This window comes from Kocuria cellulosilytica, assembly GCF_040981245.1.
GTDB classification, from domain to species: Bacteria; Actinomycetota; Actinomycetes; order Actinomycetales; family Micrococcaceae; genus Kocuria; species Kocuria cellulosilytica.
Genome location: NZ_JAVFWZ010000002.1, coordinates 355,789 through 378,676 on the forward strand (window position 1 = coordinate 355,789; position 22,888 = coordinate 378,676).

Sequence of the window (22,888 nt, forward strand, 5' to 3'; positions counted from 1 at the left end):
GGGTCGGACTTCTTCCGTCGGAGGGCACGAAGGGGTTCGGTGGCGGCAACGGCCCGGGCCGGGCTCCTTATTCCGCGTCCCCCGCGGGCGTTGCCCTCCTCACACCCCCGCCCCGGGCACCGCGCGGTGGGGCACCATGGGAGCATGACGTCTTCTCCCGCCCCCACGCCGTCGCTGCCCACGCCCTCCGGCGAGCTGACCGCTCCCGCCCCCGGGTGGGCCCCGGCGTGCGTGGTCTTCGACTGCGACGGCATCCTCATGGACACGGAGGCGAACTGGGCCCGGGTCCAGCGCGCCGTCGCCGAGCGCTGCGGGCTGGAGTTCACCGAGGCGATGCAGCGGCGGATGATGGGCTGGTCCGCGGCGGACGTCGCCGCCTCGATCGCCGATGCCGCCGGGGCCGACCGGGCGTCGGTGCACGCCGACGTGCTGCGCACCGAGGAGCAGACGCTGACCGGCCACATCGTCCCCCTGCCGGGGGCGCTCGAGACGGTGCGCGCGTTCGCCGAGCGGCTGCCGGTGGCCGTGGCCAGCAACTCCACGAGCACCATCCTCGGCGTGAAGCTGGAGCAGGCCGGCTTCGCCCCGCACCTCAGCACGTGGGTCTCCTCCGAGGACGTGCCCCGCGGCAAGCCCGCCCCGGACATCTACGCCGAGGCCGTGCGGAGGCTGGGCTTCGCGCCGGGCGAGGCGCTGGCCGTGGAGGACTCCGTGGTGGGCGCGGCCTCGGCCGTGGCGGCAGGCCTGGTGGTCGTGGCCGTGCCGTCGGTCCCGGACGGGGACCCCGTGCGCGCGCACCACCGGGCGTCGGCGCTCACGGACCCCGCCTTCCGCGAGCTCATGGCCGGCTGGCTGCGCTGAGGGCGGCGCCCGGGGCGCTCAGCGGTTCCAGAGCCCGTAGGTCTGCGCCAGCTCGGAGACCTTGCGGGCCCGGGCCAGGCGCGGCAGGTAGCTGCCGTCGCCCACCACGTGCCCGGAGTCGTGCTGGGTGATGAGCTCGCGCGCCCAGGTGATCTCCTGCTCGCTCGGGGCGAGGTTGCGGTTGATCCCGTCCGTCTGCTCCGGGTCGAGGCAGAGCTTGCCCGTCATGCCCATGGACTGCGTCACGGCGCACGCCTCGGCGAGCCCCTCCGCCGAGGCGCCCAGGGTCGGCCCGTCGATGGGGCCGGGCAGCTCCCCCACCCGGGACGCCACCACGAGGCTCGAGCGGGCGAACGCCAGCGCCATGGGATCGGCGCTGACCCCGGTGTCCCGGCGGAAGTCGCCGACGCCGAAGGCGAGCCGGAACACGCCGGGCGCGCGCGCGATGTCGTTGGCGTTCATGATCCCCACGGCCGACTCGATCAGCGCCACGACCGGGGTGCCGGCCGGGGCCATCATCGCCGTCTTGGTGATGTGGTCGGGGTGCTCGGTCTTGGCCAGCATGATCCCGCGCAGGTGGCCGACCCGGCTGAGGGCGGCGAGGTCCTGCTCCCAGTAGGGGGTCGTGATGTCGTTGATCCGCACCCAGGCGCTGGCACCGGCCTCGAAGGCCTCGACGACGTTGCGGCGCGCCTCGTCCTTGCCCTCGGCGGGGATGGCGTCCTCGATGTCGAACACGACGGAGTCCGCCTCGGACGCGAGCGCCCCCGGGAAGACGGAGGGGTCCGCGGCCGACGTCAGCAGCCACGAGCGGGACAGACGGGCGGGCAGCGCGGCGGCGCGCTGGTTGCGGTAGGGGGCCACGGGAGGGTCCTTTCCGGGAAGGGAGCGGCGGGGACGCGAGGACCCCTTGGGACGCCCGTCCCCGCAGGCGGGCCCGGGCCGTAGGAGCTGTCCAGTCTAGGCGGCGCGCCGACCCGGCGGAACGCTCAGGCGCTCAGGGGCGTGTGACGTCCGTCAACCCGCTCCTCCGGCCGGACGGGGCCCGGCGCGGTCCCCGCCCCGAAGGGCGAGCCGCCGAGGGACTCCCTGCCGTGCGCGGACACCCAGTTGCCCAGGTCGGGGCCCACGGGCACGATCTGGGACGGGTTGATGTCCTCGTGGACCACGAAGTAGTGCTGCTTGATCTGCTCGAAGTCCACGGTGTCCCCGAACCCGGGGGTCTGGAAGAGGTCCCGGGCGTAGCCCCACAGGTTCGGCATCTCGGTGAGCTTGTTGCGCGAGCACTTGAAGTGCGAGTGGTAGACCGGGTCGAAGCGCACCAGGGTGGTGAACAGCCGCACGTCCGCCTCGGTGATGTGCTCGCCCATGAGGTAGCGGCGGGTCGCGAGGCGGTCCTCGAGCCAGTCCATGGCGGCCCACAGCCGCTCGTAGGCCTTCTCGTGGGCCTGCTGGGAACCGGCGAAGCCGCATCGGTAGACCCCGTTGTTGACCTCGGTGTAGACGCGCTCCATGACCTCGCGCATCTCGTCCTCGAGCTCCGCCGGCCAGAGCTCGGGCGCGCCCTCGCGGTGGAAGGCGCCCCACTCCTTGGCGAGGTCCTCCGTGATCCGGGGGAAGTCGTTGGTCACGACCTTGCCGCTCGCGATCTCCACGACCGCCGGCACGGTGATCCCTCGGGGGTAGTCGGGGTAGCGGGCGAAGTAGGCCTCCTGGAGCCGCTCGATGCCCAGCACCGGGTCCCGGCCGTCCGCGTCGAGGTCGAACGTCCACGAGCGCACGTCGTGGACGGGACCGGGCAGCCCGACCGACAGGACGTCCTCGAGCCCCAGGAGCCGTCGGACGATGAGGGTGCGGTTGGCCCAGGGACAGGCCCGTGCGGCGACGAGGCGGTACCGGCCGGCCTCGACGGGCCAGGCGTGGGCGCCCTCGGGCACTGCGGCGCGCTCCGGGTCGCGGACGATCCGGTCCTCGATGTAGGCGGTGTCCCGGGTGAACTCCTCGCCGGGACGCACGTAGGCACCGGCGGTGCTGTGCTCGGACCGCTGGGCGCTGCGCTGCGACATGGTGGCTCCTCGGGGTGCTGCTGGACGGACGTCACCGGCCGGGACGGCGGTCGGCGGCGGGGCGGCCGCACCTCCCGCCCCTGATTTTTGATGATATGTCAATCAGAGCAGGGGCGCCAGAGGAGCCGGCGTCGGGGCCGAGGTCTACAGTAGAGGCGACCAGCACCCCTCCACCACGGAACAGCCCGCCCATGAGCACCCACGGCAACGAGCCCGAGTACGGGCAGCGCCTTCCCCCGCAGCACACCCCGTCCGGACCCGCGCCCCGGGGGCCCCGCGGGCCCGCGGCCACGCCGCGGGCTGCCCGGCGGATGGCACGCGGGCTCTCCTTCACCCTCGTGATGCTGGGCCTGCTGGTCGGCGGGGGCCTCACCGCCCTCGGGGGCGCGTGGGGCTGGGCGGCCGGAGCACTGCTCCTCCTGCCCGGGCTCGTGGGCTTCGCGGTCGTCCAGACCCAGCTGCACCCGGCCCTGCGGGACGCCTCGGTGCCCCCGCTGCGGAGCCGCTCACGGCTGTGGCTCGTCCCCTCCGCGCTGCTGCTGCTGGGCGCCCTCCTCCTCGCCGGCGCACTCGGGACCCAGCCCCTGCTGAGCGGCACCCCGCGCGCGCACCTGGTCGAGGAGTACGTCAGCGTCCTGGTCGTCTCGGGCATGACCCTGGTGGTCGCCGCGGGACTGGGCTTCGGCCTCGTGGCCATGGCCTCCTTCACCCCGGTCGACGACGACGACTCCCCGCTGCGTCCCACCGGCTACGCCGAGCGCCTCCGGCGGCCCGTGCACGGACCCGGGGACCACTACGACTCGGAGTGGATCCACCGCCGCCGGACCCGGTACGGCCGCGAGGCCGGCGACGACGGGCGGGACACCCCGCCGGAGGGTCTGCCGGGTGATTGACATTTGTTGACATGTCAATATATACTGGGCTTTTTCCCGCCCCACGAGAGGACTGCCGCATGAGCCACCCGGAGACCGGCGAGGTCAACTGGCTGACGGACGAGGAGCAGCGCGTCTGGCGCGGCTTCCTGGCCCTGAGCCGCGGCATGCAGACCGCGGTGGACCGCCAGCTGTCCCGGGACAGCGCACTGTCCGGCTCCGAGTACGAGGTCCTCGTCCTGCTGTCGGAGAGCGACACGGGCGTGATCCGCTCCCGCGACCTCCTCCACGAGCTCGGCTGGGAGCGCAGCCGCCTGTCCCACCTGCTCTCCCGGATGGCCCGGCGCGGACTGCTCGAGCGCCTGCCCTGCGACAGCGACGCGCGCGGCCTCGACGTGCGGATCACCCCGGAGGGACGGGCTGCGATCGAGGCCTCCGCCCCGGGCCACCTCGAACTGGTGCGGGCGGCGCTCATCGACCACCTGACCCAGGAGGAGATGGACGCGCTGCTCTCCGTCTCCGCCAAGGTGGTCCCCCGGCTCGAGGAACTGGGGCTGTGCTGACCCGGGCCTCCTGATCCGCCCGGGGCCCGGGCTCCTGGGTGCCGGGCTCGGGACTCTGGATTCAGGGTTGGGAGCACGGCGCTCAGGGCCCTGGCTGCAGAGTTCGGGGCGAGCCTGCTCCAGGACGACCCCGGACAGGGGACAGGCCCTGCCGCATGGGGGGATCGGCAGGGCCTGTCGGGCATCCCGATCGGGGGAATGGGACGCCAGTCGCCGGCAGGAAACATCCGGAGGCAGATGGGGGGATCACCTCCGGGCCATCGCCGACGACAGATTTACCTTAGACCCAGTGATCTGCATGAGCAAGCCGACTGCCCGTTTCGCACCCGTGTCGCCCCTGGTCGGGTGACCGCTCCTCCGCCCGTGGGCCCGCCGACCTGGGCCCCCACCCGTGGGCCCGCCCGCCTGGACCCACCGGCCCGGACCCACCGGCCCGGACCCACCGGCTCCGCGCACGGGAACGCCCCCGCCGGCTGGAGCCGGCGGGGGCGTTCCCGATGCGCCGCGGGTCTCGCGGCCGCGGAGTGGGGCCCTACTTGGTCTGGCCCTCCTTGGCGAGGACGTAGTCGTAGACGACCTCCTCGCCCTCGCCGCCGTCGGTGCGCGGCTTCGGGTCCAGCATCAGCTCGGGCTTGACCGCCGAGGCGATGTCGTCCTCGTTGTGCGGGTCGCCCGGGAAGTACAGCTGCTGGGTGACCAGCTGGTACCCCGGTGCCGAGACCTTGATGTGGATGTGCGCCGGGCGCCAGGCGTGCCAGCCGGCCGCGGCGATCAGCTGCCCGCAGGCCCCGTCGGTGGGGATCTGGTACGGGGCCGGGCGCTTGGTGTTGATCTCGAAGTAGCCGTTCTCGTCGGCCTTCACGGTGCCGCGGAACAGCCACTCGGGCAGCTCCGGGGCGTACTGGGAGTAGAAGCCGTTGGCGTCGGCGTGCCAGATCTCCACCTGGGCGTCCTGGATGGGGTTGCCGTCGGTGTCGGTGAACCGGCCCTTGAACAGCAGCGGGGTGCCGGGCTCGTCCTCGCGCATCTCCAGCGTGGCCGGGGTGGGCAGCACCGGGGAGTCCGGCACGTAGTAGGGGCCCTCGATGGTGCCGACGGCGCCGGGGCGCTCCTTGGAGTTGACGTCCTCGATGGTGTGCTCCAGCCACACGTCCAGGAACAGCGGCCACTCCCCGTCGGTGCCGACCTTGATCAGCCAGGCCTTCAGGGCGTTGTACTCCTCGTAGGTGACCTCGTGCTCGACCGCGATGTCGTTGATCGCCTTGATCGCCGCACCGGCCAGCAGGGACACCCGCTCCTTGGGCACGTCCAGCTTCGCCAGCTTGCCCGAGGCGGTGAACCGCTCGGTCGCCTTGGACCCGGCCTCGCCCGCGGTGCCCTCGTTCTCCTTGCGCGTTGCCGCGTGGGTCTCCGTCATGGTGTTCTCCACATTCCTCGTTGAACGGTAGTCAGGGACGCCCGTCGTGCCCGTCGCACCCGATGCAGCTCGAGGCCCCCAGCTCGAGGCCCTGGTTGTGACACCGGACACGTCGACGTCCCCCTCAGCCTAGGCCGGGTATCAGGACGCGACAAATATTGATTAGGCCGCTTTTATGCGCATAATGCGGCATAAAGCCACCCTGGGTTACTCCTAGGGGTTTGCCTGATGTGATCACAGTCACGGGATACCAGACTGGCTCTGTACCGTCCGGCAGGAGCCGGTCGCAGCAGCGGCCCCGGCCCGCACGTCCCGAGCAGACGTCCCGCCCAGACATCCCGATCAGAAGGAGCACGTCATGACCGAGAACCTGACCCACGTTCGCGAGGTCCTCTCCGACGCCGTGGTGGACGACCGCGAGAACGGCGTCATCCGGGCCAAGCGGGAGATCTTCACCGACGAGGAGATCTTCGAGCTGGAGATGAAGTACATCTTCGAGGGCAACTGGGTGTACCTGGCCCACGAGTCGCAGATCCCCAACGTGGGCGACTACTTCACCACCTACATCGGCCGCACCCCGGTGGTGATCACCCGCGACAAGGACGAGAACCTCAACTGCATCGTCAACGCGTGCTCCCACCGCGGTGCGATGCTGTGCCGGCGCAAGACGGACAACCGCACCACCTTCACCTGCCCGTTCCACGGCTGGACGTTCAAGAACTCCGGCGAGCTGCTGAAGGTCAAGGACGGGCGCAACGGCGGCTACCCGGAGAACTTCAACAAGGAGGGCTCCCACGACCTGACCAAGGTCGCCCGCTTCGAGTCCTACCGCGGCTTCCTGTTCGGCTCCCTGAACCCGGACGTGCTGCCCCTCGAGGAGCACCTGGGCGACGCCACCACGGTGATCGACTCGATCGTGGACCAGTCCCCCGATGGTCTGGAGGTCCTGCGCGGCGCCTCGACCTACACCTACGACGGCAACTGGAAGGTCCAGGCGGAGAACGGCGCCGACGGCTACCACGTGACCTCGGTGCACTGGAACTACGCCGCGACCACCGCCCGCCGCACCGCCGGGGACTCCGCCAACAAGACCAAGGCCATGGACGCCGGCAAGTGGGGCAAGGTCAAGGGCGGGTTCTACTCCTACGAGCACGGCCACCTGCTGCTGTGGCAGGAGTGGACGAACCCCCAGGACCGCCCGCTGTGGGACCGCCGCGAGGAGCTCGTCGACAAGTACGGCGAGGAGATGGCGAACTTCATGATCAACATCTCGCGCAACCTCTGCCTGTACCCGAACGTGTACATCATGGACCAGTTCTCCTCGCAGATCCGGCACTTCCGCCCGATCTCCGCGGACCAGACCGAGGTCACCATCTACTGCATCGCCCCCAAGGGCGAGTCGCAGGAGAACCGCTCCAAGCGGATCCGCCAGTACGAGGACTTCTTCAACGCGACCGGAATGGCGACCCCGGACGACCTCGAGGAGTTCCGCTCCTGCAACAAGACCTACTGGGCCACCTCCGCCCCGTGGAACGACATGTCCCGCGGCGCCGCGCACGAGATCCAGGGACCCGACGAGCAGGCCCAGGCCCTCGGCATGACCAAGGTCATCGCCTCCGGCGTGCGCACCGAGGACGAGGGCCTGTACCCGATCCAGCACAGCTTCTGGAAGGACGTCATGGACAAGGGGCTGGCCGCGGAGGAGCGCGCCGCCGAGCAGCCCGCCCCCGCGACCGCCTGACCCGGACTCCGCCGAACCACAGAAAAGAGTGCAGAACACCATGGCCAACCTGCTGAACCCCGTGACGGCGCTGAAGACCGCCGAGGAGATCGCGACCCTCGAGACCGTGCGCGCCTTCCTCTACAAGGAGGCGCGCCTCCTGGACGACCGCCAGTTCGACGAGTGGCTCGAGTGCTACCACCCGGACTCCGAGTTCTGGATGCCCTCCTGGGGCGACGACGACCAGCTGACCGAGGACCCCCAGAACGAGATCTCCCTGATCTACTACGACAACCGCGGCGGCATCGAGGACCGCGTGTTCCGCATCAAGACGGACCGCTCCTCCGCCACGTCCCTGCCGGACCCCCGCACCGGGCACAACATCACCGACGTGGAGATCCTCGCCCACGACGGCGACCAGGTGCAGGTCCGCTTCAACTGGTTCACGCTGTACTTCCGCTACAACACGACGGACACCTACTTCGGCACCAGCTTCTACACGATCGACCTCTCGGGCGAGCAGCCGGTCATCCTGAAGAAGAAGGTCGTCCTGAAGAACGACTACATCCACCACGTCGTGGACGTCTACATGATCTGACGCCTGCCGTGGCCGGCCCCGCACGGGGCCGGCCACGGCGGACCGTCGACATCCCGTGCTCACCGAGCACGCCCCACAGACTTTTCCGGGCCGCGCGGACGCGGTCCCCCACCCAGGAGGAAATCATGGGCCACCAGGTAGCCCTCAGCTTCGAGGACGGCGTCACGAAGGTCGTCAAGGTCGGCGACTACGAGACCGTCCTGGACGCCGCCTACAAGGCGCGCATCAACATTCCCGCGGACTGCCGGGACGGCGCCTGCGGCACCTGCAAGGCCTTCTGCGACTCCGGCACCTTCGACCCCGGGGACTTCATCGACGACGCCATGACCGAGGACGAGCTCGAGAAGGGCTACCTCCTCACCTGCCAGGCGGTCCCCGAGTCCGACATGGCCATCCAGATCCCGGCGACCGCCGAGTCCGCGAAGACCTCCGCGGCCACGTTCACCTCCACGCTCCAGGAGCTGGACAAGCACTCCGAGACCACGATCTCCTTCACCCTCGACGTCGAGAAGCGGGAGGACCTCGCGTTCCTGCCCGGCCAGTACGTCAACATCAAGGTGCCCGGCACCGACGCCGAGCGCTCCTACTCCTTCAGCAGCGGCCCCGAGGTCGAGGGCGCGGCCTTCATGGTGCGCATCACCCCGCAGGGCGCGATGTCCGAGTACCTGCGCGACCGCGCCCAGGTCGGCGACACCGTCGAGTTCAGCGGCCCCTACGGCTCGTTCTTCCTGCGCGAGCCCAAGCGCCCGCTGCTGCTGCTCGCCGGGGGCACCGGCCTGGCCCCGCTCCTGTCGATCCTGGAGAAGCTCGCCGAGAACCCGCCCAGCACCCCGGTGCACCTGATCTACGGGGTGACCCGCGAGGCCGACATCGTGGGCCTCGACTGGATCCGCGCGTACGAGTCCAAGCTGCCGAACTTCACCTGGGACTACATCGCCTCCGAGGAGGGCACCTCCGCCCCCCACACCGGCTACGTCACGCAGATCATCGAGCCCTCCCACCTCAACGACGGCGACGTCGACGTCTACCTGTGCGGCCCGCCGCCCATGGTCAACGCCGTCTCCAAGTGGCTGGACAGCGAGGGGATCGAGCCCGCGAACTTCTACTTCGAGCGCTTCGCGCCGAAGGAGAGCACCGGCGGCGACGCCGAGACCGGCGCCCCTCCGTCCCCGGAGAAGGTGGCCGCCGAGGGCGACACCATGACCCGCACCGAGGCCGTCTCCTCGATGGAGACCGGCCGCCTGGAGTTCCGCAAGGAGGACAGCTTCGCCCACCTCGACGCCCGCATGGGCCTCGAGCTCGCCGTCACCGAGCTCATGATGGGCCGGCTGACCGAGGAGCAGCTCCACCAGTTCCGCCGGCTCGCCGAGGCCACCACCCACTCCGTGGGCGCCGGCACGGTCTCGGACCCCGAGGAGTACGTGCGGACCAACGAGGAGTTCCACGAGTACCTCTTCATGGTCAGCGACAACCCCGCGCTGCTGGAGTCCTACCGCCGGCTCGACGTGCGCGAGCAGATGGCCGCGACCTTCGAGGAGGGCACCGAGATCTTCGCCCGGGTCGCGCAGGACCACGTCGACGTCGTCGCGGCCTTCGAGGCGAACGACAAGGAGCGCGCCCGCGAGGTCATCATGGCCCACGCCCGCGACGCCAAGGAGACCATGGCCACGGCGATCGACGCCAAGGAGGCCGGCAACTGATGGGGGCGCCGTACGCGGGACAGTTCCTCACCCCGGGCCGCTTCGCCGGCAAGGTCGCGGTCGTGACCGGCTCCGCACAGGGCATCGGGCAGAAGGTGGCCGAGCGGATCGGCGCCGAGGGCGGCGCCGTCGTGCTCGTGGACCGCTCCGAGCTGGTGCACGAGGTCGCGCAGGGCATCACGGAGGCCGCCGAGGCCTCGGGCTCGGGCGGCTCCGCCACGTCCGTGACCGCCGACCTCGAGACCTGGGCCGGGGCCCAGCAGGCCGTCGAGGCCGCGCTCACGGCCCACGGTCGCGTGGACGTGCTCGTCAACAACGTGGGCGGCACCATCTGGGCCCGGCCCTACGAGGAGTACGACGAGGAGAAGATCGAGAAGGAGATCCGCCGCTCGCTCTTCCCGACGCTGTGGTCCTGCCGCGCGGTGCTCCCGGCCATGCTCGAGCAGGGCTCGGGCACGATCGTCAACGTCTCCTCGGTGGCCACCCGGGGCATGCACCGCGTGCCTTACGCCGCGGCGAAGGGCGGGGTGAACGCCCTGACCCAGTCCCTGGCCATGGAGGTCGCCGGCCGCGGCGTCCGCGTGGTCGCCACCGCCCCCGGCGGCACGGAGGCCCCGCCCCGCAGGGTCAAGCGCGGGCCCGAGGCCGAGAGCGCCACGGAGAAGGCCTGGTACCAGGCGATCGTGGACCAGACCGTGGACTCCTCGTTCGTGAAGCGCTACGGCACGCTCGACGAGCAGGCCGCGCCCATCGTGTTCCTCGCCTCCGACGAGGCCTCCTACGTGACCGGCAGCGTCCTGCCGGTCGCCGGTGGGGACCTCGGCTGAGCGTCCGGTGACGCAGGCCCGCCGGCGCGGCCGTGCACCCCGCCGGGGTAGACTCGCGGCCATGACGGCGGGCCTGCACCACGGCGACTCCGGGGACGAGTTCCCGCTGGTCGGGCGGGCCGGCGCGCTGGAGGAGCTGGTCGACGTCCTGCGGACCGTGCGCAAGGGCCACGTCCGCACCGTGGTGCTCGACGGCCCGCTGGGCTCGGGCAAGACGGCCCTGCTCGAGCTCTTCCTGGACCACTGCCGCTCCGCCGCCCGGGGGGTCCGGGTGCTCAGCGCGACCGGCGACGAGTGGGAGTCGCAGCTCGCCCTGGCGGGGTACAGCCAGCTCATGCTCGCCACGCCGCTGCGCTCGTCCCGGGGCTTCGACGGCGAGCCCGCGCTGCCCTCGGCCCCGGTCGCGGAGCTGAGCCCCGCGCAGGCCGTGAACTACGCCGCCACCCTGAGCACCCACCTCGAGAGCCTGCAGACCCGCGGCACCGTGGTGGTCACCGTCGACGACGTCCACCGGCTGGACGAGCAGAGCCTGCGCATCCTGGTGTTCGTCATGCGCCGGATGCACGGCAAGCGGGTCATGTTCGTCCTGACCCTCGACCCGTCGCAGTCCCGGCACGTCCCGGCCGGCGTGCTCGACTTCCTCACCGGCCACCAGGTGCAGCGCATCCCGCTGGAGCCGTTCGGTGCCGAGGAGGTCCGGGCCGCGGCCCGCCGGTACTTCGGCCTCGACCTCGGCGCGACCGCCGCGCACCGGCTCGCCCGGCACACCGGCGGGCTGCCCCAGCAGGTGCTCGAGCTGCTGCACGAGCTGCCCGAGGACACCTGGCACTCCTGGTTCGCGGACCTGCCGGCGAGCTCCCGGGTGCGCGCCCGCGTGCACAGCGTCCTCACCGGTGCCTCCCCCGACCTGGTGCGCACGGCCGAGGCCGTGGCCGTGCTGGGCCGCAGCGCGGGCCTGTCCGAGGTGGGCCACGTGAGCGGGGTGGACGCCCTGATGGAGGCGCTCGACGAGGGCCACCGCGCCGGGCTGCTGGACCTGGCCGTGGACCAGGCCCGCTCGGTCGTGCAGTTCTTCGAGCCGGGCGCCGCGGAGGCCGTCTACGGGCTGATCGTGCCGAGCCGGCGGATCGAGCTGCACCGGCGGGCCTCGGCCGCCGTGCACGAGGAGGGCGAGCAGCTCGGCCACCGCGTCTCCGCCACCCCGGGCCCCGACGAGGCGCTGGCCGTGGAGCTCGAGGCCTTCGCCGGCCGGCAGGCGATGGTGGGGGCCTGGCAGGAGGTCGCCACGGCGCTCTTCTCGGCGTCCCGGCTCTCCGCGGACGCGCGGGCCCGCAACGACCGTCTCCTGCGGGCCGTGGACGCCCTCGTCGGCTCGGGCAACATCGCCCAGGCCGACATGTGGACGGCCGCCGTGGACGCCATGCCGTCCTCCCCCCTGCGCTCGTCGGTGCTCGGCTACCTCTCCACGGTCTCGGGGCAGAACCGCAGCGCGCAGACCCAGCTCGAGATGGCGTGGCGCACGAGCAACCGGCAGCGGGACCCGGCGTCCGCCGCGCAGATCGCCCAGCGCTTCGTGCTGCACGGCGTGGCCTCGTGGGACGGGCCCCTCATCACCCGGTGGGCGGAGACCGCGATGTCGCTCACCGATCCCGGCACCCCCGCCCACATCGAGTCCGAGGCCATCTACGGCCTGGGCCTCTTCGCCCAGGGCCGGCTGCGGGACGCCGAGGACTCCTACGAGCGGGCCTTCGAGCACGCCGCGGAGAACGCCCAGAAGCAGCGCGTACAGATGGGCGCCGGGTGGCTCGCCCTGCGCGCCGACGACGTGGAGTCGGCGCTCGTCAACTTCCAGGCGGCGGCCCCCACCGAGTACCGGGGCGGGTCCCTGCGGATCTCCCTGTGGGCGGACGCGTGGCTGGCGCGCACCCAGCTGGTGCTGGGCGACTGGGACGCCGCGGCGGCCACGGTCTCCCGCGCCTCGGTGCGTCTCGAGACCTCCCGGATGCCGCTGATCCGGCCGCTCCTGTACTGGACCGCCGCGGAGCTGTGGTCGATGCGCGGGGACTGGGACCGCGCCCGCCACTACGTCTCCCAGGCCGCCGTGCAGCCGGGCACCTACCGGGCCATGCAGGTCCCGGCCAGCCTCGCGCGGGCCCGCTTCCACGAGGCCCGCGCCGACTACGAGAGCGCCCTGGGGGTGCTGCAGCCGCTCACGGACCTCGACCCGTGGACCGACGAGCGGGTCTCCTTCTGGCCGTGGCAGGACAGCTACGTCAACGCCCTCGTCATGACCGACCGGCTCGAGGACGCGGACGCCTTCCTCACCGCGTTCGAGGGGGTGCGCCGCGAGCGGCGGATCCCGTCCGACGAGGCCCGCACGGCGTGGGCCCGGGGCAGGATCCTCGCCGCGCAGGGCGATCCGGACACCGCGCGCGAGCACTTCGAGGCGGCCCTGGGTCAGCTGCGCGGGCTCAACCGACCGTACCTGCGCGCCCGGATCAGCTTCGCCTACGGGCAGAGCATGCGCCGCGCCGGCAAGCGGCGCCTGGCCTCCACCGTGCTGCGGACCGCGCGGGACCTCTACGACTCGCTGGGCGCCGCCACCTACGTGGAGCGCTGCGACCGCGAGCTCAAGGCGACCGGTCTCGACGTCGGGAACCTGCCCGACCCCTCCGACCCGGTGCTCGCGGCCGTGGGCCGGACCACCGTGCAGCTCACCGCCCAGGAGCAGGCGGTGGCCGAGCTCGTCGCGGGCGGGGCCACCAACAAGGAGACCGCGCGGGCCCTGTTCCTCGCGGAGAAGACCGTCCAGTACCACCTGACCCGCATCTACGGGAAGCTCGGGATCCGCTCCCGCAGCGAGCTCGCCGCCCGCTACCGTCCGCCGGAATGACCGCGAGGCGGCGGCCGACGTCGGCTCCCGGTGACCGGGCCGGCGTCGGCCGCCGCCTCGCGGGGGCGGGACCGTCCTGCTGCTACTTCACGTCGGAGGGGTGCTTGGCCAGCGGCACCACGGTGACGTCCATGTAGGGGAACAGCGGCAGGTTCTGCAGGATGTCGTGCAGCTCGTCGTGGGACTCGACGTCGAAGACCGAGTAGTTGGCGTACTCGCCGACCACGCGCCAGATCTCCGGCCACTTCCCGGAGCGCTGCAGCTCCTGGGAGTAGGCCTTCTCGGTGGCCTTGATCTCCGCGGCCTCCTCGGCGGGCATGTCGGTGGGGAGGTTGATGTCCATGTGGACCAGGTACTTCACGGTGCGTCCTTCCGTCGGTCGGGATGTCGGGTCGGGATGTCGGGTCGGGATGTCGGTCGGTCGGGATGTCGGGCCGGGTGCCGGCGCCCGGCCCGGCCGGGGTGCGGCGGGCGGGGCGGCGCGGTGCGGCGCTACCGGTCGGTGCGGTAGTGGGTGAGCTTGTCCTCGTCCACGGCGGTGCCCGTCCCGGGCACCTCGGGAACGCGGATCCTGCCGTCGGTGATGACCACGGGCTCGGCCAGGAGGTCGTCGGCCATGTCCAGGAAGTTGGACAGCTCCCCGGCCCGCTTCGAGGTGTGGGCCAGCGCGGCGCCGAAGACCACGGAGGCGATCGTGCCCACCTGGGTGTCGATCTGGTTGCCCACGTACACGTCGATGCCCATGCCCTCGGCCATGCCGACGATCTTGGCGGCCTCGGTGAACCCGGACCGGGCGGTCTTCACGGCCAGCAGGTTCGCCCCGCCGGTGAGGATCTCCTTCGCGGCCTCCCCGAGGTTCGGGGCGGACTCGTCGGCGGCGATCGGGATCGTCGACCGCTCCACCAGCCGGCGGCGGCCGAGCACCTCGCGGGCGTCGTCGGGCTCCTCGAGGAACTGCAGGCCCAGGTCCTCGGTGCGGCGCAGCACCTCCATCGCCTCGTTGGCGGACCAGCCGCGGTTGGCGTCCATGTAGAGCTCGGCGTCCTCGCCCAGGCCCTCGCGCAGCACCCGGGCGGCCTCGACGTCGAGGCCGACCGGGTGCCGGCCGGTCTTGAGCTTGAACGTGCTGATCCCGTAGGTCTCGCGGAACTCCAGCGCCAGGTCCAGCAGCTCGGCGGCGGGCTTGAAGCCGAGCATGTGCGAGACCCGCATGGAGTCGGTGAACCCGCCCAGCAGCCTGCTCACGGGCTGCCCGAGGCCCTGGCCGATGACGTCCCACAGGGCGATGTCCACCGCCCCCTTGGCCGTCTGGTTGTGGATCGTGCGGGCCAGCACGGCCTGGACCTTCTCCCGGTCCAGGACGTCCAGGCCGACCAGCTGCGGGGCGAAGACGTCCTCGACCACGGCCACGATGGACTTCTGGGTCTCGCCGTAGGTGTAGGGCCGGGGCGGGGTGTCGGCGGTGCCCACGATCCCGTCGTCGGTGGTGATCCGCACCAGCACGTGATCCGCCTCGTGGACGGCGCCCGAGGCGAAGTGCAGGGGGTGGACGTAGGGGATCGAGTAGGGGATCGCCTCGATGGTCGCGATCTTCATGGGCGGGCGGGCCTTTCGTGGGCGGGTGGGACGGGCTCGCCGCCGGGGGCCCCGGCGGCGCCCTGGACGTCGACGACGAGGTCGATGAAGTTGTGCAGCAGGGCGGAGCGGTCCTCGCGCCGCCACGCCACGGCGAGCTCGATCTGCGGCGAGTGCTCGATGTCGCGGTAGACCACGCCCTCGAGCTGGAAGGCGCGCACCCCGGCGGGCACCACGGCCACCCCGCCGCCGGCCGCCACGAAGGACAGCAGCGTGGACGTCTCGCCCGCGACCTGGGCGATCCGGGGCTGGAAGCCGGCCTGGCGGCAGAGGTCCGCGGCGGTGCGGTAGAGCACGGAGTCGGGCGGGTAGGTGATGAACTCCTGGTCCTGCAGCTCGTGCACGGCCACGGGCAGGTCCACGGCGAGGGCGCTGAAGGAGGGCAGCGCCACCACGAGGGGCTCCCGCGCGACGACCCGGTACTCGATGTCCGCGGAGGCCACGGGCGGCCGCAGGAGGGCGGCGTCGAGGGTGTGGTCCCGCAGCCCCTCCTCCATGGCGGGGGTCAGCATCTCGCCGTGCAGCGCCAGCGACAGCCCGGGCATGGCGCTCTTCGCCCGCCGGACCACCCCCGGCATCACCCCGTAGGTGGCCGAGCCCGAGAAGCCGACGCGCAGCACGCCCGTGGCGCCCTGGCCCACCTGGTAGACGTCGGCCTTGAGGGCCTCGACCTCGTTGATGATCCGCCGGCCGCGGTCCAGGAGCACCTGGCCGGCGGCGGTGAGGTCCACCCGCCGGGTGGTCCGGTCCAGCAGCCGCACCCCGAGGTGCTCCTCGAGCTGGCGGATCTGCTGGGACAACGGCGGCTGGGCCATGTGCAGGCGCTTGGCGGCGCGGCCGAAGTGGCGCTCCTCGGCCACGGCGATGAAGTAGTTGAGCTGCCGGATCTCCATCGTGACAGTGGTCCTTCCGCTCGGTCGGAGGGGCCGTCGTCGATCACCACCTCACGCATTGATCCACAGACTACACTGAAAGCACCCTATTAGGACAGATCCTCTTTGCAATCAACGGGGGTGTCCCGGAGTCTCCGACGGCCGCGGCCCGTGACCACGGCCCCGCGGAGTGGTGCAATGGGGCCATGCGCACCGACATCACGGCCGACCGGCACGGCTCCTTCGCCCGGTCGGTCAAGTCCCTCGTGGTCCCCCGCCCCATCGCGTGGGTCAGCTCCCGCTCGGCCGCGGGGGTCGACAACCTGGCCCCGCACTCGTTCTTCACGGTCGCCTCGGAGAACCCCACCGTCGTCCAGTTCGTCTCGGTCGGCGAGAAGGACAGCCTCCGCAACATCCGGCAGACCGGGGAGTTCGTGGTCAGCTTCGCGCCCGAGGGGCTGTTCGAGCGGATCAACGCGACCAGCACCGACTACCCTCCCGAGATCAGCGAGTTCGACGCCGTGGGCCTGACCCGTGAGCCCTCGCGCACCGTGGCCGTCCCCCGCGTGGCCGAGTCCCCCGCCGCCATCGAGTGCCGGCTGCACACGGACCCCATCCCCGTGGGCAACTGCTTCCTGGTCCTCGGCGAGGTCACGCACGTGGTCGTGGACGAGGCGGACATGGACGAGCGGGGCCCGGTCGTGCGGACGCTGCGCCCGATCTCGCGGCTCGGGCGCGACGAGTGGGGCGAGCTGGGACGGATCCGGTCCATCCGGCGGACCCCCTACCGGGACGTCGCCCCGGAGGCGGACCTGCCCTGAGCGCCCGGGCTCAGAGCCGCACGCCCGTGCGCCGGAGCTGCTCGCGGACCTCCCGGCGCTGGATCTTGCCGAGCATCGTGCGCGGGAGCTCCTCCACGGCCACGATCCGCCGGGGCACCTTGTAGCGGGCGAGACCCGCGCGGCAGTGCTCGCGCAGGACCGCCTCGTCGAGGGCGGCGCCCGGCACGAGGGTCACGGCCGCGACGACCACCTCGCGGCCGCCGGGGTCCACGAGCCCCACCACCGCGGCGTCCTCGACGGCGTCGTGCTGCCGCAGCGTGGTCTCGACCTCGCTGGGAGCCACGTTGAACCCCCCGGTGATCACGACCTCCTTGAGCCGGTCGACCACCCGCAGGAACCCGTCCTCGTCGACGGTGACGATGTCGCCGGTGCGCAGCCACCCGTCGTCCGTCAGCGCCCGGGCGGTCTCGTCGGGGCGCCTCCAGTACCCCCGGAAGACCTGGGGGCCCCGGACCCACAGCTCCCCCGGCCGGTCCCGCGGGACGTCCTCGAGGGTCTCCGGGTCCACGAGCCGGATCTCGGTGGAGGGGAACGGGATCCCGATCGAGCCCGCCCGGCGGGCGTCGTTGAGCGGATTGCAGGCGACGAGCGGGGAGCACTCGGTGAGGCCGTAGCCCTCGATCAGGATGCCCCCGGTGGACCGTTCCCACCGCTCCACGAGCGGGACCGGCAGGCTCATCGCCCCCGAGACGGCCACCGGGATGCCCTGCAGGCCGGCGCCCCGCTCCTGCGCGGCGTCGAGGAGCTTCTGGTACACCGGCGGCACGGCGGGCAGCACCGTGGGCCGCGAGCGCTTCATCGCGCCGAGGACCAGGTCCGCGCGCACGGTCGGGAAGAGCACGAGCCTCGCCCCGAGGGACATCGCGAACGTCACCCCGAGGGTCAGGCCGAAGGCGTGGAAGAGGGGCAGCACGCCGTGCACCACCTCGTGCGCGCCGGAGCCGAGCCAGTGCCGGCCCATGAGGGCGTTGGACTCGAGGTTGCGGTGCGTGAGCATCGCCCCCTTGGGCAGCCCGGTGGTGCCGGAGGTGTACTGCAGCAGCGCGAGGTCGTGGGCCGTGGGCCGCGGGTGCTCCGCGGCGATCGGGTCCGCGGCGAGCAGCTGCTTCCAGGGGATCGTGCCCGGGGCGGGGCCGGTGAGCTGGGCGCGGGCGGCCCGGGCGCCCGGCAGCGGCAGCCGCAGCGCCAGCCGCTTCGCGCGCGGCATCGCGGCGGTGACGTCCACGGACACGACCGTCTCGACCCGCAGGTCCGCGGGCAGGGAGCGCACCCGCCCGGCCGCCCGGTCCCAGACCACCGCCACGCGCGCGCCGTGGTCCTCGAACTGGTGGCGCAGCTCCGGGGCGGTGTAGAGCGGGTTGTGCTCGACGACCACGGCCCCCAGGCGCAGCACCGCGTAGAACGCCACGACGTGCTGCGGGCAGTTCGGCAGGACGAGCGCGACCCGGTCGCCGCGGCGCACGCCCAGCCGGCGCAGCCCCTCGGCCGCGCGGTCCACCTGCCGGCCCAGGGCGGCGTAGGAGGTCGTGGCCCCGAAGAACTCGAGCGCGGTGCCCGCCCCGTGCCGGGCGACGGACCGTTCGAGCATGTGCACGAGGGAGGTCTCCGGCAGGTCGAGGTCCGCGGGGACGCCCGGGTCGTAGCTGGCGGTCCAGGGACGGGCGCGCAGGAACTCGCGCACGGTTTCGACAGGCATGTCCTCGACACTACTCGGCGACACCGCCCGCGGGCCGGGCCCGTCCGCCGGGCCCGGCCCGGGGACCGGCCGTAGACTCCGATGCCATGACCCCCTCTTCGACACCCGGCTCGCCCTCGCCCGACGACCCGATGCCCTGGTCGGACACCGGTCCGCACGACTCCTCCGACGCCACGCGGCCGCTGCCCCCCGTCAGCCGGTTCGCCGCCCCCGCCGGCGGCGCACCGCGCGACGCCGCCGGCGGGGACCGGGACCCCGGGAGCGGCGGGGCCGAGGACTGGTCCTGGTACGACGACGAGGACGACCAGCACACCCGGCCGCTGCCGGCGGTGACCGCCCAGCGCCCGGTGCAGGAGGACCCGGGCCCGCGCACGGACCCGGCGCCCGTGCTCGGGGCCCGCGGCGCCGCACCGGGCGGCGGGCACGGCTCCGGGCCGCTCGCCGGCGGAGGGCACGACCCCGGGGCCGGCGTCCCGTCCGGCGTCCCCGCCGGGGTGCCGGTCGACGCCGCGACCCGGCACGCCCGGCAGCGGGACGAGTTCGGGGGTCTCCAGCTGATCCCCGGCTTCTTCGGCTGGCTCAGCGCGATGGCCCTGACCTGGCTGCTGCTGGCGCTGGCGGGGCTCGCCGCCGCGGCGCTCGGGCTGCGGCTCGTGGACGGCGTGGGGGGCGTGGTGGACGACCTCGCCGCCGGCTCCGCGACGGCCTGGACGGGCGCGGCCGCCCTCGGCCTGGTCGAGTTCCTCGCCTTCCTGGGCGGCGGATACGCCGCGGGCCGGATGGCGCGCTTCTCGGGCGCCCGGCAGGGCGTGTCCGTGTGGCTGTGGTCCCTGTTCGGCCGCTCCGTGGCCACCGTCGCGGGACTGGTGTGGGCCGACACCGTCGGCCTGGCACCCGTCGGCGTCTCGGCCCAGGCGCTGATCGGCGACCTGCTGGTGCCCGGCCTGCTCGCGGTCGTGGCCGTGCTCGTCGTCGACCTGCTCGCGGCGGTGCTCGGCGGGCTGTGGGGCGTGCGCTACCACCGCCGGGTGGACCGCTGGGGGGAGGGCTGGGGGGATCCGGGCCGGTAACTTTGCGTCCCGGCACCGTGTCGAGTTCGCATCCCACCACAAGAAGGGGGACAATCGGAGCACCTCGGTGAGATCCGTCACCCCCACGCGGAAATCTGCGGACCGGCCCACCGAGCAGCACCCGGAGGAATCGCCCATGCCGTCCACCCTTGTCGCCGTCGTCGATGACCACGAGGTCGTCCGGGAGGGCGTCCGCCTCGTCTCCATGACCTCGCAGGCGGACGTGAAGCTCGTCGGATCGGCCTCCAGCGTCCCCGCCCTCCTCGACCAGCTGGGCCGGGACCCCGAGAACCCCGCGCTCACCGCCCAGGGCGCCAAGCGGATCGAGTGCGAGGTCGTGCTCCTGGACCTGTCCCTCGACGACATGTCCCGTCCCGCCACGAACGTGGAGCTGCTGCGTGCCGCCGGCATGAAGGTGCTGATCTTCAGCATCGGCGAGAACGCCGCGCTGATCCGCGAGGCCCTGCGCGCCGGGGCGCTGGGCCTGGTGCGCAAGTCGGACCCGCTCGAGCACGCCATCGAGGAAGCCCGCAACATCGCCGAGGGCAAGCCCGTGATCACCAAGGAGCTCGCCGCCGCGATCGACGGGGACGTGGAGTTCTCCCGCGCCAGCCTCTCCCCCCGGGAGCAGGAGACCCTGCGGCTCTACGCCTCCGGCTTCGCCCAGGTCCAGGTGGCGCGCCGGATGGGGATCAAGCAGAGCGCGGTCAAGACGAACATCGACCGCATCCGCGAGAAGTACGCGCGCGTCGGGCGCCCGGCGCCCACCAAGATCGACCTGCGCATCCGGGCCATCGAGGACGGGCTCGTGGAGCCCACCGCGGACATCACCACGGCGGAGAAGCATCTGTGAGCCGCCCCTCGCCGCGGTGAGGACCACCGCTCCGTGAGCCACGTCGCGCCCCGGCCCCCGCTCGCCTACCGGAAGGTCCCGGCCCGGCGGCGCCGCAGCAGTCTCCTGGTGCCGACCTCGCCGCAGGAGCTGGGGATGAACTCCTACCGCATCCACCTGCTCGCGAACCTCTGCCACGGGCTGGTCGTCGTCGCGCTCTTCCTGGAGGCCCTCACCATCGTCGGGGACCAGCTGCCCGCCTTCGCGCGGTGGCACCTGGTGTTCCTGGTGGCGCTCATGCTCAACGGCTGCGCGATGCTCCTCCAGGGCGCCCGGCGGCAGGTGCGGATGTGGCCGGTGCTCGCGGCGCCGGTGCTCGTGGCGCTCGCCGTCCTGACCCTCCCGCTCGCCTGGACCGGAACCTCCCCGCCGCAGGACCCGTGGGTGGAGCCCTTCATCCTGCTCGCGGCCGCCGCCACCGTGGTCGCGTGGAGCATCGAGCTGGCGGTGGCCTACCTGGTGTCCGTCACGGTCTTCTACGTCCTGGTCATGGTGCGCATCACGGAGGCCGCGGACGTGATGGGCGTGCTGTTCGACGCCACGAGCCGGATCGCGTTCGGCGTGGTCCTCGTGGTGCTGATCAGCCTGGTCTACCGGGGTGGGCAGAACGCGGACCAGGTCTACGCGGCCGCGATCGCGCAGGAGCTGCAGCTGAACCGCTCGCGCTCCCAGGCCGAGGAGCAGGAGCGGCTGGACCGGCTGATCCACGACAACGTCATGGCCGCCCTGCTCGACGCCGGGCGGGCCCCGGGGCCCGTCCAGCGGCGCACCCGGGAACTGGCGCAGCGGGCCCTCGAGGTCCTCGCCATCGAGGAGCGCCGCGCCGAGGGCAAGGGCACCACCATGGTGCACACCCTGCTGGACGACCTGCTCGAGGCCCTGTCCCCGTGGCGCAGCCGGGTGCGCTTCAACAGCATCACCCCCTACATCAGGCCGCCGGGCGAGCCGCGGCCCCTCATCCCCGTGGAGACGGCGCAGGCGCTCGTGCAGGCGGTCACCGAGGCGGTCTCCAACAGCGCCCGGCACGCCGGCACCGAGGTCACCTACGTGACCATGGACGGCGACGTCTGCCCGCCCACCCCTGTCAATCCCGAGGGCTTCTTCCTGCGCTTCCAGGTGCTGGACCGCGGCCGCGGCTTCCAGGTCCGCAGCATCGACTCCCGCCGGCTCGGGGTGCGCGTGTCCATCCTGGGCAACGTGCGCCACGTGGGCGGGGCGGTGGACGTCGACAGCGCACCGGGGCGCGGCACCCGCGTGACGATCCTCTGGCCCCGGGACGCCCAGCCGTGATCTCCCGCACCCTCTTCCACCCCCTGAGCCTGGTGGCCGCCGCGGTGTTCTTCCTGATCCCCGTGGTGCTCGGGGTGCTGCAGACGTCCAGCATGGAGAAGCCGGACCTCATGCAGGCCGCGCTCGTGACCTACGTGGTCGCCGTGGCCCTGGTCGTGTACCCCTACGGGCAGCGCCGGCTGCCCGACCTGCCCGCGGCCCTGGGCGTGCTCCTCATGCTGGTCTCGATCCAGCGCTCCTACGACGCGCTGAACCCCCAGGCGGAGCTCTTCGGGGGCCAGTGGTTCACCCTGGGCTTCGACGGCTTCCTCGTGGCCCTGGGCATCCGGCGCCGCGCCGGGTGGGGCTGGGCCACGCTCGTCATCGCGGTGGCCGTGTCGATGACGTGGGGCGCCCGCTCCGCGCTCGGCCTCTGGGACGCCGCGCTGACGAACGCGGCGGCGGCGGCCCTGCTGCTCGCGAGCCAGCTCATCGCCCACGAGTACGACCGCGCCTCCGCGGCGTTCGCCGAGGCCCGGGACATGGTGATCTCCGCGCGCTCCCACGACGAGGCCGAGAAGGACACGGTCAACGCCTCCGTGCAGCGCGTGCACGAGGTGCGCCGCCTCGCGGGCGGGCTGCTCGAGCGGATCGCGCACGACCCCTCCCCGGTCTCCGAGTACGAGATCGAGCAGTTCCGGCTCACCGAGGCGCAGCTGCGGGACTCGATCCGGGGCCGCTCGATCGCCACCCCCTACCTGCTCGAGGTCACGCGGGCGGCGCGCGCCCGGGGCGTGCAGGTGGACATCCTGGACGAGCGCGGCAAGCCCCTGCCCACGGCGGTGCTGCGCGCGGCCACCCGCCAGGCCATGGAGGTGCTCAACGCCGCGACCTCCGGGTCGGTCACGATCCGCGCCTTCCCGGAGGGAGAGCCGGCCGCGGTGTTCATCGTCCACGACGGCAACGCCGGGGACGAGGAGCCCGTGGCCATCGAGATCGCCGACGGCACCGGCGAGGTCTCCCGGTTCTGATCGGCTCCACCGTCCGTGGTGCGGGCGCCCGCACTGCACGCGGGGGCGGGGTCCCGCACCCGGA

20 protein-coding genes are annotated in these 22,888 nt (G+C 72.6%); 13 read left to right on the forward strand and 7 right to left on the reverse strand.

The features are described 5' to 3' along the window. The first annotated feature begins 144 nt into the window (after window positions 1-144). Window positions 145-861, forward strand: coding sequence for an HAD family hydrolase (locus tag RCG67_RS04215; protein WP_368824969.1), 717 nt, complete (start codon window positions 145-147; stop codon window positions 859-861). 18 nt (window positions 862-879) lie between these two features. Here RCG67_RS04215 and RCG67_RS04220 read toward each other — a convergent pair whose 3' ends face one another. Both RCG67_RS04220 and RCG67_RS04225 read right to left on the reverse strand, forming a co-directional pair. Continuing rightward, window positions 880-1,725, reverse strand: a complete 846-nt coding sequence (locus tag RCG67_RS04220; RefSeq protein ID WP_368824970.1) for an HpcH/HpaI aldolase/citrate lyase family protein — start codon at window positions 1,723-1,725, stop codon at window positions 880-882. A gap of 125 nt (window positions 1,726-1,850) precedes the next feature. Beyond that, the gene (locus tag RCG67_RS04225) at window positions 1,851-2,927 is read right to left on the reverse strand and encodes a glutathione S-transferase family protein (protein ID WP_368824971.1); all 1,077 of its coding nucleotides are present in this window, start codon (window positions 2,925-2,927) and stop codon (window positions 1,851-1,853) included. Window positions 2,928-3,118: 191 nt separating this feature from the next. Between RCG67_RS04225 and RCG67_RS04230 the strand changes: the two genes are divergently transcribed. Both RCG67_RS04230 and RCG67_RS04235 read left to right on the forward strand, forming a co-directional pair. After that, window positions 3,119-3,820, forward strand: coding sequence for a hypothetical protein (locus RCG67_RS04230; protein WP_368824972.1), 702 nt, complete (start codon window positions 3,119-3,121; stop codon window positions 3,818-3,820). A gap of 59 nt (window positions 3,821-3,879) precedes the next feature. Further along, window positions 3,880-4,362: a MarR family winged helix-turn-helix transcriptional regulator gene (locus tag RCG67_RS04235; protein ID WP_368824973.1), complete on the forward strand. Its 483-nt coding sequence runs from the start codon at window positions 3,880-3,882 to the stop codon at window positions 4,360-4,362. A 532-nt stretch (window positions 4,363-4,894) separates the two neighbouring features. Here RCG67_RS04235 and catA read toward each other — a convergent pair. Next, window positions 4,895-5,779: a catechol 1,2-dioxygenase gene (gene catA, locus RCG67_RS04240; protein ID WP_368824974.1), complete on the reverse strand. Its 885-nt coding sequence runs from the start codon at window positions 5,777-5,779 to the stop codon at window positions 4,895-4,897. Between the two features lie 358 nt (window positions 5,780-6,137). Between catA and benA the strand changes: the two genes are divergently transcribed. The 5 genes from benA to RCG67_RS04265 all read left to right on the forward strand — a co-directional run bounded on the left by benA (window position 6,138) and on the right by RCG67_RS04265 (window position 13,517). Next, complete coding sequence (gene benA, locus RCG67_RS04245) at window positions 6,138-7,520, forward strand: benzoate 1,2-dioxygenase large subunit (protein WP_368824975.1); 1,383 nt, start codon at window positions 6,138-6,140, stop codon at window positions 7,518-7,520. A 40-nt stretch (window positions 7,521-7,560) separates the two neighbouring features. Next, on the forward strand, window positions 7,561-8,097 hold the full coding sequence (gene benB / locus RCG67_RS04250) for a benzoate 1,2-dioxygenase small subunit (protein ID WP_058873998.1): 537 nt from the start codon (window positions 7,561-7,563) through the stop codon (window positions 8,095-8,097). Between the two features lie 125 nt (window positions 8,098-8,222). After that, complete coding sequence (gene benC, locus RCG67_RS04255; protein ID WP_368824976.1) at window positions 8,223-9,797, forward strand: benzoate 1,2-dioxygenase electron transfer component BenC; 1,575 nt, start codon at window positions 8,223-8,225, stop codon at window positions 9,795-9,797. Then, window positions 9,797-10,624, forward strand: coding sequence for a 1,6-dihydroxycyclohexa-2,4-diene-1-carboxylate dehydrogenase (locus RCG67_RS04260; protein WP_368824977.1), 828 nt, complete (start codon window positions 9,797-9,799; stop codon window positions 10,622-10,624). The genes benC and RCG67_RS04260 overlap by 1 nt, the downstream gene beginning before the upstream one ends. A gap of 61 nt (window positions 10,625-10,685) precedes the next feature. Further along, window positions 10,686-13,517, forward strand: a complete 2,832-nt coding sequence (locus RCG67_RS04265; RefSeq protein ID WP_368824978.1) for an AAA family ATPase — start codon at window positions 10,686-10,688, stop codon at window positions 13,515-13,517. An 82-nt stretch (window positions 13,518-13,599) separates the two neighbouring features. On the opposite strand, the gene catC is transcribed toward RCG67_RS04265, so the two are convergent. From catC to RCG67_RS04280, 3 genes are all read right to left on the reverse strand, one after another. Beyond that, window positions 13,600-13,878 carry a muconolactone Delta-isomerase gene (catC, locus tag RCG67_RS04270; protein ID WP_058873976.1) on the reverse strand — a complete coding sequence of 93 codons (279 nt, stop codon included), beginning with the start codon at window positions 13,876-13,878 and terminating at the stop codon, window positions 13,600-13,602. A 131-nt stretch (window positions 13,879-14,009) separates the two neighbouring features. After that, complete coding sequence (locus tag RCG67_RS04275; RefSeq protein ID WP_368824979.1) at window positions 14,010-15,113, reverse strand: mandelate racemase/muconate lactonizing enzyme family protein; 1,104 nt, start codon at window positions 15,111-15,113, stop codon at window positions 14,010-14,012. Further along, the gene (locus RCG67_RS04280) at window positions 15,110-16,045 is read right to left on the reverse strand and encodes a LysR substrate-binding domain-containing protein (RefSeq protein WP_368824980.1); all 936 of its coding nucleotides are present in this window, start codon (window positions 16,043-16,045) and stop codon (window positions 15,110-15,112) included. The genes RCG67_RS04275 and RCG67_RS04280 overlap by 4 nt, the downstream gene beginning before the upstream one ends. 185 nt (window positions 16,046-16,230) lie before the next feature. Between RCG67_RS04280 and RCG67_RS04285 the strand changes: the two genes are divergently transcribed. After that, window positions 16,231-16,845: a flavin reductase family protein gene (locus tag RCG67_RS04285; protein ID WP_368824981.1), complete on the forward strand. Its 615-nt coding sequence runs from the start codon at window positions 16,231-16,233 to the stop codon at window positions 16,843-16,845. 10 nt (window positions 16,846-16,855) lie between these two features. Here the strand turns inward: RCG67_RS04285 and RCG67_RS04290 are convergent, their stop codons facing one another. Beyond that, window positions 16,856-18,562 (reverse strand): long-chain-fatty-acid--CoA ligase, encoded by a 1,707-nt coding sequence (locus RCG67_RS04290; protein ID WP_368824982.1) that lies wholly within the window; start codon window positions 18,560-18,562, stop codon window positions 16,856-16,858. A gap of 86 nt (window positions 18,563-18,648) precedes the next feature. On the opposite strand from RCG67_RS04290, the gene RCG67_RS04295 reads away from it, so the two are divergent. From RCG67_RS04295 to RCG67_RS04310, 4 genes are all read left to right on the forward strand, one after another. Continuing rightward, window positions 18,649-19,632: a hypothetical protein gene (locus RCG67_RS04295; RefSeq protein ID WP_368824983.1), complete on the forward strand. Its 984-nt coding sequence runs from the start codon at window positions 18,649-18,651 to the stop codon at window positions 19,630-19,632. 136 nt (window positions 19,633-19,768) lie between these two features. Then, on the forward strand, window positions 19,769-20,485 hold the full coding sequence (locus tag RCG67_RS04300) for a LuxR C-terminal-related transcriptional regulator (protein WP_058873970.1): 717 nt from the start codon (window positions 19,769-19,771) through the stop codon (window positions 20,483-20,485). A 33-nt stretch (window positions 20,486-20,518) separates the two neighbouring features. Beyond that, window positions 20,519-21,814 (forward strand): sensor histidine kinase, encoded by a 1,296-nt coding sequence (locus RCG67_RS04305; RefSeq protein WP_368824984.1) that lies wholly within the window; start codon window positions 20,519-20,521, stop codon window positions 21,812-21,814. Then, window positions 21,811-22,824, forward strand: a complete 1,014-nt coding sequence (locus RCG67_RS04310) for a DUF8320 family protein (RefSeq protein ID WP_368824985.1) — start codon at window positions 21,811-21,813, stop codon at window positions 22,822-22,824. The genes RCG67_RS04305 and RCG67_RS04310 overlap by 4 nt, the downstream gene beginning before the upstream one ends. The last annotated feature ends 64 nt before the right edge of the window (window positions 22,825-22,888 follow it).